Raw genomic sequence first — 12,185 nt, 5'->3', positions numbered from 1 at the left:
GAGTGTCAGTAGGTCTCGACCCGCGGTCAGATCTCGACGACGAGCTCCACCTCGACAGGCGCGTCGAGCGGCAGCACGGGCACCCCGACAGCCGACCGCGCGTGGCGGCCGGCGTCACCGAAGACCTTGCCGAGCAGCTCGGAGGCGCCGTTGGCGACACCCGGCTGGCCGGTGAAGTCGGGCGTGGAGGCGACGAAGCACAGCACCTTCACGACCCGCTTGATCTGGGCGAGGTCGCCGATCTCGGCCTTGACCGCGGCCAGCGCGTTGAGCGCGCACTGCTGCGCCGCGTCGTAGCCGTCCTCTGCCGACACGTCGCCGCCGACCTTGCCGACGGAGAGCAGCGCGCCGTCCTTCATCGGGAGCTGGCCGGAGGTGAAGACGTGGTTGCCCGAGCGGACCGCCGGGATGTAGGCCGCGACCGGCGGCACCACGTCCGGGACGCTCAGCCCGAGCTCGGCCAGGACCTCCTCGGGCGCGCTCACTCGGAGACCGCCCGCTTGAAGAAGCCGACGTAGTTGCCGGTGCCGTTGTCGAGGATCGAGACGAGCTCCCACCCGTCCTCACCGAAGTTGTTCAGAATCTGCGCCGCAGCGTGGTTGAGGATCGGCGCTACCTGGTACTCCCACTTGGTCATGTCGGCACCCTACTTCGCAGACCGCGGAGGGCGGATGTCCGATGACATGGTTTGAAATCCCTACTAGGGTCAGCCCGTGACTTCCGCAGAGCAGCTGAAGACCTACGTCGACGCCTGGTGGTCCTCGATCGGCGACCTCCTCACGCTCCTCGAGCAGCTCGACGAGACCGACTGGGACCTCGCCACCGACCTCCCCGGCTGGGACGTCCGCGCGATCGCCTCCCACGTCGCCCACCTCGAGGGCCTCACCGCGGGCGCGCCCCGCGAGGACGTCGAGGTCCCGGAGGCCGACCACATCAAGTCGCCGATGGGGCAGTTCACCGAGGTCGGCGTGCTCACCCGCCGCGAGGCCGACCCCGCCAGCATCATCGACGAGATCCGCCGCCACTCCGCCGTACGCCGCGAGGCGCTGCTCGCCGAGCCGCCCGAGGACGCCGCGGCGCCGGCGATCGGGGTCTTCGGTGCGATCGGGTGGACCACCGGCAAGCTGCTCCGCAACCGGCCGCTCGACGTGTGGATGCACGAGCAGGACATCCGCCGCGCGACCGGCCGCCCCGGCAACCTCGACACGGCCGGCGCGCTCCACACCGCCGACTACCTCCTCGAGGGCGTCGGGTTCGTGCTCGCCAAGAAGGCCGGCGGTGCCCCCGGATCGACGGTCGTCGTCGAGGTCGAGGGGCACCCTGCGTACGCGTTCACGGTGACGAAGGAGGGCAAGGGCGTCCCGCTCGCCGGCGCCGTCACCGACCCGGCGGTCACGCTGAGCACCGACCGGGAGACGTACGTCCTGCTCGCCGGCGGTCGCGCCGCCGCCGACCCCGCGAAGGTCACCATCACCGGCGACCCCACCCTCGGCACCAAGATCGTGGAGAACCTCAACATCACCCCCTGACATCGGGTCCCCGTTAGAGTCGTTTCATGAGTTCCGACTGGCCACACGTGCAGCTGCATGTGGTGACCGGCAAGGGCGGCACGGGCAAGTCGACGGTGGCTGCTGCCCTGGCGCTCGGGCTGGCCTCGCACGGGAAGAACGTGCTGCTCTGCGAGGTCGAGGGCCGCCAGGGAGTGGCCCGGATGTTCGACGTCGACCCGCTCCCCTACGCCGAGACCCGCATCGCGACCGGGCTCCGGATGCGGTCGCGCTCTGGCGCCGACGCCGCGCCCGGCAACGTCTACGCCCTGCACATCGCCCCCGAGGAAGCGCTCCTCGAATACCTCAAGATGTACTACAAGCTCGGCCCGGCCGGCCGCGCGCTCGACCGCTTCGGCGTCACCGAGTTCGCGACCACGATCGCTCCCGGCGTACGCGACGTCCTGCTCACCGGCAAGCTCTTCGAGGCCGTCCAGCGCAACAGCCGCAACAAGGGCGCGCGCACCTACGACGCCGTCGTGCTCGACGCGCCCCCGACCGGCCGGATCACGTCCTTCCTGAACGTCTCCGAGTCGGTCGCGGGCCTGGCCAAGGTCGGACCGATCAAGAACCAGGCCGACACGATGATGACCCTGTTCCGTTCCCGGCGCACCGCCGTCCACCTGGTCACGCTGCTCGAGGAGATGCCGGTCCAGGAGACCGCCGACGGCATCAGCGAGCTGCGCGCCGCCGGGCTCCCGGTCGGCGGCGTCATCGTCAACCAGGTTCGCCCGCGCGACCTCCCCGACGAGTCCCTCTCCGCCGCGCTCGCCGGCGACCTCGACAGCGAGGAGATCGCCGAGGACCTCAAGCGGGCCGGTGTCGAGCCCGACCCCGGACTGGTCGCCGCCCTGACCGAGGAGGCGAAGGAGTACGCCGAGCGCCGGGCGCTCGAGGACACCCAGCGTGAGCTCGTGGCCGGGCTCGGGGTCCCGACCTACGAGCTCGACCGCACCGCGGGCGGGATCGACATCGGTGGGCTCTACGAGCTCGCCGCCGAGCTGAAGGACCAGGGGCTCGCATGACGTCACATCCCCGCGTCGGGCCACTGGCCGCCCACGCCGACCACACCCATGCCCTCGAGGTCGACCGGCTGCTCGACGACCGCGACACCCACATCATCGTCTGCTGCGGCAGCGGCGGCGTCGGCAAGACGACGACGTCGGCCGCGCTCGCGCTGCGGGCTGCCGAGCGCGGACGCAAGGTCGTCGTGCTGACGATCGACCCCGCGCGCAGGCTCGCCCAGTCGATGGGCATCGCCCAGCTCGACAACACGCCCCGGCCCGTGCCCGACGTCGGCCCGGGCCGGCTCGACGCCATGATGCTCGACATGAAGCGCACCTTCGACGAGGTGGTCGAGTCGCAGGCCAGCCCGGAGAAGGCCCAGCAGATCCTCAACAACCAGTTCTACATCGCCCTGAGCTCCAGCTTCGCCGGCACGCAGGAGTACATGGCGATGGAGAAGCTCGGCCAGCTCTACCGCGACTCCTTCGCCCACAACGGTGGCAGCGGCGACTACGACCTGATCGTGGTGGACACGCCTCCGAGCCGGAGCGCGCTGGACTTCCTCGACGCTCCCGAGCGGCTCTCCAGCTTCCTCGACGGCCGCTTCCTGCGATTGATGCTGGCCCCCACCAAGGGTCCGGTCCGGCTCATGTCCGCCGGCATCAGCATCGTCACCAATGCGCTCAAGAAGGTGCTCGGCGGGCAGATGCTCACCGACCTGCAGACGTTCGTGACCGCGCTCGACACGGTCTTCGGCGGCTTCCGACAGCGGGCCCAGGAGACCTACGCGCTGCTCCAGGCCGACGAGACCGCTTTCCTGGTCATCGCCGCCCCCGAGCCGGACGCGCTGCGGGAGGCCGCCTACTTCGTCGAGCGCCTCTCCGGCGACCGGATGCCGCTCCAGGGGCTGGTCATCAACCGCGCGACCCTGCCGGACGAGGCCGCCCTGACCGCCGCCGCGGCCGGCGCCGCCTCCGAGCGCCTCCCTGACGCACCGCTCACCGCCGGGCTGCTGCGGCTCCACGCCGACCGCGCGCTGCTGGTCGAGCGTCAGGAGCAGCTGCGCGAACGGTTCGCCGTCGCCCACCCCCACGTCCCGACGGCCGTGGTGCCGGCGCTGCCCGGTGACGTACACGACCTCGACGGGCTGCGTGAGATCGGCCGGCTGCTGGCCGGAGAATGAGTCGAGCCAGGACGTACGTCACGTACGTCCTGGCTCAGACCAAGATCTTCAGCGATCCACTCGTGTAGGGGGCGAGTGTTCACTCCACGGTGGTGGCGCGACTGCGAGCGGCCTCGAGGACGGCGCGCCAGGAGGCGTTCGGGCTGCGGCGAAGCAGGGCACGACGCTCGCGCTCGGTCATGCCGCCCCAGACGCCCCACTCGATCTGGTTGTCGAGAGCCTCGGCAAGGCACTCGGTGCGAACCGCGCAGCCGGAGCAGACCAGCTTGGCCTTGTTCTGCTCGGCCCCGCGCACGAAGAGCTCGTCCGGCTCGTTCTCACGACAAGCAGCCTGCAGCGACCATTCATCTACCCACATTGTGTGCCATCCCTTCGTCGGAGCGCTTCGCCCTCCCCATTGATGGCGTGGGCGCCCGTGCGGACTAAAGGTTAAAGACTGAAACCTGTCGGGTGACACACCCTTCTGGCCCAAAGTACGTAGTCCGAAATGACTATGGCGTTTCTGTGGAGGCTTTCTGACCGGCCTGTGGGGGCCGGTTGCGATTCGTGTGCTATTGGTGACGATCACCTACGATGACCAGCATGTCCTCGCCGTCGCTGCGCCCGCAGACCGTGCTCAAGCATCTTGCCGTCATGTGTGGCGTGGCAGCCGTTCTCGGAGTCGTCGCCGCAGGTCTGGCGATCCCGTTCGCCGGTGTGGCCGGTCTCGCGGCCAAGGAGACGGCCGAGAAGATGGACTCGCTGCCGAAGGCGTTCGAGGTCGACAACATGTCACAGACGACCAAGATCGTCGACCGCAAGGGCAACCTGATCACCACGCTCTACGACCAGAACCGCGTCTACCGCCCGCTCGACCAGATCTCGTCCAACATGACGAAGGCGCTGCTGGCGATCGAGGACTACCGCTTCTACCAGCACGGCGCGATGGACCTCAAGGGCACGCTGCGCGCGCTGATCACCAACCAGGCCAGCGACTCGGTCCAGGGCGGCTCCTCGATCACCCAGCAGCTGGTGAAGACGACGCTGGTCTACTCCGCCAAGACCGAGGCCGAGCGCACGGCGGCCATCGAGAAGTCGACGGCCCGGAAGATCCGCGAGCTCCGCTACGCGATCGCGCTCGAGGAGCAGCACTCCAAGGACTGGATCCTGGAGCGCTACCTCAACGCCGCCTACTTCGGCGACGGCGCCTACGGCGTGCAGGCAGCCGCCAAGCACTACTTCAACGTCAACGCCTCCGAGCTCAACTGGCAGCAGTCGGCGATGCTGGCCGGGATGGTGAAGAACCCCACCGGCTACGACCCGACGAACTACCCCGACGCCACCATCGCGCGGCGCAACGTCGTCATCGACCGGATGGCCGCGCTCAAGGTCGTCCCCCGACCGCAGGCGGAGAAGCTGAAGGACGCTCCTCTCGGCCTCGACGTGCAGAAGCAGCGCAACGGCTGCCTCGGCTCGTCGGCGGAGTTCTTCTGCGACTACGTCATCAAGTGGCTCCTCAAGGACCCGGCCTTCGGCGAGAACGAGACCGACCGGCTCGCGCTGATCAAGTCGGGCGGTCTGACCATCAAGACCACCCTCGACCAGCGCTTCCAGGACGCCGCCCAGGAGTCCGTAGAGGACCACGTCAACGCCACCGACCAGGCCATCGGCGCCCTGGCGATGGTCGAGCCCGGCAGCGGCCGGGTGCGGGCGCTGGCCCAGTCCCGGCCGATGGGCGACAACAAGAAGAAGGGCCAGTCCTACCTCAACTACCTGGTCCCCAAGGAGAAGGCGGGCGACTCCAACGGCTTCCAGGCCGGGTCGACGTTCAAGGCGTTCACCCTGGCCGCGGCCATCGAGCAGGGCTTCCCCCTCAAGCAGAAGATCAACTCTCCCGAGGAGCTGACCCTCAACGAGTCCACGTTCTCCGGGTGTCCCGGCGACGGCAACCGGGTCGGCAACCACACCTTCCACAACTCCACCACCTCGGGCGCCAAAGACGCCTACACCGGCACCCGGGAGTCGGTGAACACCTTCTACGCCCAGCTCTTCCAGATCACCGGTATGTGCGCCCCCTACAAGCTGGCGCAGAAGATGGGCGTCAAGCTGACCGCCCCGTTCGGCGTCAGCTACGACGACGGCCACGTCTGCAAGCCGAGCGAGACAGGTTGCGGCGGCGCGGAGCGCGTCCCCACCTTCACCCTCGGCGTCGTCGACGTCAGCCCGCTGGAGATGGCCGAGGCGTACGCGACGTTCGGGGCCCGCGGCAACCACTGCGACTCCGTGCCCGTCAACGAGATCCTCGATGCCAACGACAAGCTGATCAAGAAGTACACCCCGTCCTGCAAGCAGGTCATGGCCAAGGGCACCGCCGACGCGGTGAACGACATCCTCCGCGGGGTGATGGAGCCCGGCGGTTTCGGTCAGAACCTCGCGCTGTCGGTGCCCAGCGCCGGCAAGACCGGCACCACGCAGAACAACAAGGCGGTGTGGCTGATGGGCTACACCCCGAAGCTCGCGACCGCGTCGATGATCGCCGGTGCCAACTCGAAGGGCACGCCGCTCAGCCTCAACGGCCAGGTGGTCGGCGGAAGCTACGTCTACGAAGCCGCCGGCTCGACGACCGCCGGTCCGATGTGGGGTGGCGCGATGCAGGTCATCGACAAGTACCTCAAGTCGGTCGACTTCCACGAGCCCGACCCCAACGTGATCGCCGGCAACACCGTCGACGTCCCCTGGGTGGGCGGCATGTCGGTCGAGAAGGCCACCAAGGTGCTGCGGAAGGCCGGCTTCCAGGTGCAGGTCGGCCCGGAGGCCTACTCCGACTACGACCGCGGTCTGGTCGCGTTCACCACCCCGTCCGGCGACGCCGCCGAGGGTTCGCCGATCACGATCTACACCTCGCTCGGTCCGGAGCCGAAGCCGGAGAAGAAGCCCGACAAGAAGAAGCCAGGGAAGCCCGACAAGCCCGGGAACGACAAGCCGGGCCGCGGCGACGAGAGGCCCGCCGCGGCCGACGACGAGCCCGACTTCGGCTGGGAGTGGCCGCCGAACGACGACTGACGTCGTCGCCGGCCCCCGCCCCCGGCCCTGGTCCCGGTCCTCGGCTCCGCTCAGGCGAGCTGCTTGCGCACCTCGGCCGCGACGGCGCTGCCGTCGGCACGTCCCTTGGTCTGTGGGGTCAGCACTCCCATCACCTTGCCCATCCCCTTCATCCCGAGCTCGGCGGCACCGGTCTGCGCGATGGCCTTGCTGACCAGGTCAGAGATCTCCTCGGCGCTCAGCTGAGCTGGGAGATACTCCGTGATGACGGCGGCCTCCGCGGTCTCCTTCTCGGCCTGCTCAGCCCGGCCTGCCTCGGCGAAGGCAGTGGCCGCCTCGCGGCGCTTCTTGGCCTCCTTGATGAGGATCGCAGTGATCTCCTCGTCGGTGAGCTCCTTGGCCTCCGTCCCAGCGACCTCGGCCTCGCTGATGGCGGCCATGACCATGCGCAGAGTCCCGGCGCGGGCCTTGTCGCGGGCCTTCATCGCCGTGGTCAGGTCGGTCCTCAGCTGGTCCTTCAGAGTGCTCATGAAACCCATTGTGGCAGGGTTGAGCCATGCGGCTCGCCTCAGTGATCGGCCCAGTGGTCGGTGCAACCCTCGGCACCGGGCTCGCCACCGGCGCGGCCCTCACGTCGTACGCCCTGTGGGAGGCCCGGCAGTACACCCTGCGCCGGGTGCGGATGCCGGTGCTCCCCGAGGGCGCGGACCCGTTGCGCGTACTGCACCTCTCCGACATGCACGTGGTCCCGTCGCAGCACAAGAAGCTCGACTGGATCGCGTCGCTGGCCGCTCTGCAGCCGGATCTCGTCGTCGACACGGGCGACAACCTCTCCCACCGTCGGGCGGTGCCGGCCGTCGTCAACGCGCTCGGTACGCTGCTCGACGTCCCGGGCGTCTTCGTGCACGGCTCCAACGACTACTACGAGCCGAGGCTGCGCAACCCGATCGGTTACCTGTTGCCCGACAACGGCAAGCGGCGTACGAACGTGCCCCAGCTGCCCTGGCGCGATCTCACCGCCGCGTTCACCAGGTCCGGTTGGCTCGACCTCACCAACACGCGCACGTCGTTGACCGTCAAGGGAATCGAGATCGCCTTCGCGGGCGTCGACGACCCTCACCTCCGGCTCGACGACCTGCCGGCGGTCGCCGGCCCTGCCGACCCGACCGCCGACGTACGGCTCGGGGTCGCGCACGCTCCGTATCTGCGGGTCCTGGACCAGTTCACGGCCGACGGCTACGACGCGATCCTGGCCGGCCACACCCACGGCGGCCAGATCTGCCTGCCCGGCGGGCGGGCCCTCGCGACCAACTGCGACCTCGACCCCGAGCGGGTGCGCGGGCTGCACACCCACACCCACGGCGGGCGGCAGGCGTGGCTGCACGTCTCGGCCGGACTCGGCACCTCCCCCTACACGCGCATCCGCATCGCGTGCCGTCCTGAGGCCACCCTTCTGACGCTCACGCCGCGTGGTTCGTCTCGCCGGTAGAGATCGTGGGCTCGATTACGGATCGAGCGGGTCTCTGGGCTATGCTCATTGCTCGTTGGACCGATGATTCGGTGCAGCATTCGGGTTGTAGCGCAGCTTGGTAGCGCACCTCGTTCGGGACGAGGGGGCCGCAGGTTCAAATCCTGTCAACCCGACATCGAGTTCAGGCTCGGAGATCGCACAGATCTCCGAGCCTGAGTCGTTTTCGGCGAGTAGGGTCTGCCCGCATGAGCTTCGACACGCGCAACGGCACTCGCGGGGCCAAGCAGCCCTCACCAGGCTTCTTCGGGAAGACGATGAACAACCTGATGATGAACCGGGCCCGCAAGCGCAACGTACAGATGGCCGGCATGCGGATGCTGGCTCTCACCACCATCGGCAAGAAGAGCGGTGAGCCGCGCTCGACCCCGCTGGCCTGGTTCCCCGGCGAGGACGACACCTGGTTGATCGCCGCCTCTGCGGGCGGAGCCCCCAAGAACCCGGCGTGGTACTACAACATCGCCGCCAACCCGGACCGGGTCATCATCGAGCTCAACGGTGAGAGGATCCCGGTGGTCGCCGAGCAGCTGCACGGCGAAGAACGGGCTCGCGCCTGGGCGCAGATCAAGCAGACGGCGGCGAACTTCGCGACGTACGAGACGAAGACCGACCGCGAGATCCCGGTGATCCGGCTGACCAGGGCCTGATCTCGTGGACCCGCGCCTGAGTTCAATTGTGACCGGCGACATGCGAAACTGCCCCTCATGAGCAACGACCCCGCCGACAAGCTCGCCGCGCCGTCGTTCGGTTTCAAGAAGAAGCGTGGGGGCGCGAAGCCGGCGAAGGCCAAGCCCGAGAAGACTCAGCCCGAGAAGACCCAGGCCGAGAACTCGGAGACGAAGACCGCCTCCGCGCAGAAGACCCAGGTGCTGGAGAAGGAGACCGCTCCGGTCGTCGATCCTGAGCCGTCGGTCGAGAAGCCCGCCAAGGCCGAGTCGCCTGCCAAGGCTGCCAAGACCGCGAAGAAGCCGAAGAAGCCGAAGGCACCCAAGTCCGAGAAGAAGCAGCCCGAGCCTGCCAAGGCACCAAAGCCGGCGAAGGAGCCGAAGGAGCGGATCAAGCTCCCGACGCCCTCCGGACTCACCGCAGCGACCATCATCGGTGCCCTCGTCGGCGCGCTGATGGCTCTGGCCATCTGGTTCAGCGGCACCGTGAGCCAGTGGACGCGAGGCACCTCCTCGCTCGGCGACACCGGCGCGATCATCCTCATCGGCGTCTTCGTGCTCGCCGTCGTGGTCGGCGGCTATCTCCTCCGCGTCACCGGCGCCCGCTCCCCGTTCACGATCAGCTTTCTGGGCTCAGCACTCGTCGCCGTACTCTCGATGCTCTTCCTCACCGAGATGTTCACCCACGCCTGGGGCGTGATCGTCATCGTCGCCCTCACCGCAGCCGCGTACGCGCTCGCGCACTGGGTGACCACGAACTACATCGACTGACTCCCGGCGAGGCGTCACCCACGCCGGTCGAGACGTCACCACCGTCGGCCGAGGCGGCACCGAGGTGCCATCTCGGCCGACGTATGTGACGGCTCGTCAGAGGGCGGCGGCGACCAGCTCGGCGAGCTGGACCGTGTTGAGCGCAGCGCCCTTGCGGAGGTTGTCGTTGGAGATGAACAGGGCGAGGCCGCGGTTGTCCGGGACACCCTCGTCCTGCCGGATTCGGCCGACGTAGGACGGGTCCTTGCCGGCGGCGTGGAGCGGGGTCGGTACGTCACGGAGCTCGACGCCCTCGGCCTTGGCGAGGATCTCGGTGGCGCGCTCGGGGGTCAGCGGCGAGGCGAACTCGGCGTTGACCGCGAGCGAGTGGCCGGTGACGACCGGGACGCGGACACAGATGCCGGAGACGGGGAGGTCGGGCAGATCGAGGATCTTGCGGGACTCGTTGCGGAGCTTCTGCTCCTCGTCGGTCTCGTTGAGGCCGTCGTCTACCAGCGAGCCGGCGTAGGCGAGGACGTTGTAGGCGATCGGCTCGACGTACTTGTCCGGCTCCGGGAACGCGATGGCGGACCCGTCGTAGGCGAGCTCGCGGGCCTTGTCACCGGCAGCCGCGACCCCGTTGACCAGCTCCTCGACACCGGCGACGCCGGAGCCCGAGACCGCCTGGTAGGTCGAGACGATGAGCCGCTCGAGACCGGCCTCGTCGTGGAGCGCCTTGAGCACCGGCATCGCTGCCATCGTGGTGCAGTTGGGGTTGGCGATGATGCCCGTCCGGGCGGCGATCACGCCGTCCATCGCCGAGGGGTTGACCTCTGAGACGACCAGCGGGATCTCCGGGTCCTTGCGCCAGGCCGACGAGTTGTCGATCACGATCACACCGGCGTCGGCGAACTTCGGGGCCAGCGCCTTCGAGGTGGCCCCGCCGGCCGAGAAGATCGCGATGTCGAGACCCGCCGGGTCTGCCGTGGCGGCGTCCTCGACGACGACCGAGCGGTCACCGAACTCGATGGTCTTGCCCGCCGAGCGGGCAGAGGCGAAGAAACGGACGTCGCCCAGCGGGAAGCCGCGCTCGAGCAGGATCTGGCGTACGGCGACGCCCACCTGCCCGGTGGCTCCCACGATTCCCAGATTGACGTTCATCGGCCGGTCCCTCCGTAGACGATGGCCTCTACATCGCTGTCGAGACCGAATGCTCTGTGTGTGGCGCGCACGGCGCGGTCGAGGTCGTCGGTGCTGACGAGCACCGAGACCCGGATCTCCGAGGTCGACACCATCCTGATGAAGACTCCCTCAGCGGCCAGCGCGGCGAAGAATCGAGACGTGATCCCCGGGTGCGTACGCATCCCCTCACCGACGATGGAGACCTTGCCGATCTGGGTGTCGGTGATCGGGTCGGCGAAGCCGATCTCGCTCTGAATCTCGCCGAGAGCCGCGCGCGCCAGCTTCACGTCGGTGCGCGGGAGCGTGAACGAGATGTCGGTGCGCCGCGTCTCCTCCGCAGAGACGTTCTGGACGATCATGTCGATGTTGATGCCGGCCTCGGCCAGGGTGTCGAAGACACGGGCGGCCTCGCCGGGCTCGTCGGTGACGCCGACGAGGGTGATCTTGGCCTCGCTGCGGTCATGGGCGATGCCCACGATCTCCGGGACGTCGCCATCGACCTCGGTGCCGTAGGAGACCTTCTCGACCTCGACGTCGCTGAACTTCTCGGCAGCGGCCTGCACGGCCCGGTCGACCTCTTCGTCGGCCACGACGACCGAGATCCGCACCTCCGAGGTGGAGATCATCTGGATGTTGACCCCGGCCATCGCGATGGCCGAGAAGAAGTCGGCGATCTTCTTCGGCTGGGTGCGCAGACCGGCGCCGATGAGCGAGACCTTGCCCATCCTCGGCACGGCGATGACCCGCTCGAAACCGACCTCGTGCCGCGCCAGCTCCAGCGCCTTGACGGCTCGCTCGACGTCGTCACGGGGCAGGGTGAAGGTGATGTCGGTGCGCTCGGTGGCTGCCGCGGAGGCGTCCTGGACGACCATGTCGACGTTGATCCCGACGCCGGCGACGATGTCGAAGACCTTCGCCGCAGCGCCGACCTCGTCGGGCGCGTCCACGACGGTGATCTTCGCCTGGCTGCGGTCGTAGGCGATCGAGGCGACGATCGGCGCCTCCATCCCGGCGTCCTCGCTGGGCTGCTGGATGCGCTGCGGCGAGACCGCGTCGATGCTGCCCTTGACCACGGTGCCGTTGAGGGTCGAGAAGGAGGAGCGTACGTGGATCGGGAGGTTGTGGCGCCGCGCGAACTCCACCGAGCGCAGGTGGAGCACCTTGGCCCCGGAGGCGGCCAGCTCGAGCATCTCCTCGAAGGCGACCTGGCCCAGCTTCCGCGCGGTCGGGACGATGCGCGGGTCGGCGGTGAAGACGCCGTCGACGTCAGTGTAGATCTCGCAGACGTCGGCCTCCAGCGCCAC

At 68.7% G+C, this 12,185-nt stretch carries 13 protein-coding genes and 1 tRNA gene; 8 read left to right on the top strand and 6 right to left on the bottom strand.

The window, feature by feature from the left end:
- Positions 1 to 26: 26 nt before the first annotated feature.
- A complete protein-coding gene (locus IEY81_RS14570) occupies positions 27 to 485 on the bottom strand; it encodes a RidA family protein (protein ID WP_189119208.1) in 459 nt (152 codons plus the stop codon).
- On the bottom strand, positions 482 to 637 hold the full coding sequence (gene sp36, locus IEY81_RS14565; RefSeq protein ID WP_189119207.1) for a Sp36 family protein: 156 nt from the start codon (positions 635 to 637) through the stop codon (positions 482 to 484). The genes IEY81_RS14570 and sp36 overlap by 4 nt, the downstream gene beginning before the upstream one ends.
- Positions 638 to 713: 76 nt before the next feature.
- On the opposite strand from sp36, the gene IEY81_RS14560 reads away from it, so the two are divergent.
- The 3 genes from IEY81_RS14560 to bagB are packed head-to-tail and all read left to right on the top strand — an operon-like array spanning position 714 to position 3,735.
- Positions 714 to 1,529: a maleylpyruvate isomerase family mycothiol-dependent enzyme gene (locus tag IEY81_RS14560; protein ID WP_189119206.1), complete on the top strand. Its 816-nt coding sequence runs from the start codon at positions 714 to 716 to the stop codon at positions 1,527 to 1,529.
- Positions 1,530 to 1,555: 26 nt separating this feature from the next.
- On the top strand, positions 1,556 to 2,572 hold the full coding sequence (bagA, locus tag IEY81_RS14555; RefSeq protein WP_189119205.1) for an ATPase BagA: 1,017 nt from the start codon (positions 1,556 to 1,558) through the stop codon (positions 2,570 to 2,572).
- Positions 2,569 to 3,735: an ArsA family ATPase gene (gene bagB, locus IEY81_RS14550; protein WP_189119204.1), complete on the top strand. Its 1,167-nt coding sequence runs from the start codon at positions 2,569 to 2,571 to the stop codon at positions 3,733 to 3,735. The genes bagA and bagB overlap by 4 nt, the downstream gene beginning before the upstream one ends.
- A 79-nt stretch (positions 3,736 to 3,814) precedes the next feature.
- Here bagB and IEY81_RS14545 read toward each other — a convergent pair whose 3' ends face one another.
- Positions 3,815 to 4,093, bottom strand: coding sequence for a WhiB family transcriptional regulator (locus IEY81_RS14545; RefSeq protein ID WP_189119203.1), 279 nt, complete (start codon positions 4,091 to 4,093; stop codon positions 3,815 to 3,817).
- 224 nt (positions 4,094 to 4,317) lie between these two features.
- On the opposite strand from IEY81_RS14545, the gene IEY81_RS14540 reads away from it, so the two are divergent.
- Positions 4,318 to 6,777, top strand: a complete 2,460-nt coding sequence (locus IEY81_RS14540) for a penicillin-binding protein (protein WP_189119327.1) — start codon at positions 4,318 to 4,320, stop codon at positions 6,775 to 6,777.
- A gap of 50 nt (positions 6,778 to 6,827) precedes the next feature.
- On the opposite strand, the gene IEY81_RS14535 is transcribed toward IEY81_RS14540, so the two are convergent.
- A complete protein-coding gene (locus IEY81_RS14535) occupies positions 6,828 to 7,286 on the bottom strand; it encodes a GatB/YqeY domain-containing protein (RefSeq protein WP_189119202.1) in 459 nt (152 codons plus the stop codon).
- Positions 7,287 to 7,312: 26 nt separating this feature from the next.
- Between IEY81_RS14535 and IEY81_RS14530 the strand changes: the two genes are divergently transcribed.
- From IEY81_RS14530 to IEY81_RS14515, 4 genes are all read left to right on the top strand, one after another.
- Positions 7,313 to 8,245, top strand: coding sequence for a metallophosphoesterase (locus IEY81_RS14530; protein ID WP_189119201.1), 933 nt, complete (start codon positions 7,313 to 7,315; stop codon positions 8,243 to 8,245).
- An 81-nt stretch (positions 8,246 to 8,326) separates the two neighbouring features.
- Positions 8,327 to 8,400, top strand: a tRNA-Pro gene (locus IEY81_RS14525).
- A gap of 72 nt (positions 8,401 to 8,472) precedes the next feature.
- Positions 8,473 to 8,931, top strand: coding sequence for a nitroreductase/quinone reductase family protein (locus IEY81_RS14520; RefSeq protein WP_189119200.1), 459 nt, complete (start codon positions 8,473 to 8,475; stop codon positions 8,929 to 8,931).
- 57 nt (positions 8,932 to 8,988) lie between these two features.
- Positions 8,989 to 9,720: an MFS transporter gene (locus IEY81_RS14515; protein WP_189119199.1), complete on the top strand. Its 732-nt coding sequence runs from the start codon at positions 8,989 to 8,991 to the stop codon at positions 9,718 to 9,720.
- A 96-nt stretch (positions 9,721 to 9,816) separates the two neighbouring features.
- On the opposite strand, the gene IEY81_RS14510 is transcribed toward IEY81_RS14515, so the two are convergent.
- Together IEY81_RS14510 and IEY81_RS14505 are read right to left on the bottom strand one after the other, a co-directional pair.
- Positions 9,817 to 10,860, bottom strand: a complete 1,044-nt coding sequence (locus tag IEY81_RS14510; RefSeq protein WP_189119198.1) for an aspartate-semialdehyde dehydrogenase — start codon at positions 10,858 to 10,860, stop codon at positions 9,817 to 9,819.
- Positions 10,857 to 12,185: aspartate kinase (locus tag IEY81_RS14505; RefSeq protein ID WP_229787883.1), on the bottom strand; the 1,329-nt coding region annotated here is incomplete at its 5' end. The genes IEY81_RS14505 and IEY81_RS14510, both read right to left, overlap by 4 nt.

This window comes from Nocardioides luteus (assembly GCF_014648595.1).
Taxonomy (GTDB): Bacteria; Actinomycetota; Actinomycetes; order Propionibacteriales; family Nocardioidaceae; genus Nocardioides; species Nocardioides luteus.
This window is presented reverse-complemented; position numbering and strand designations above follow the sequence as displayed.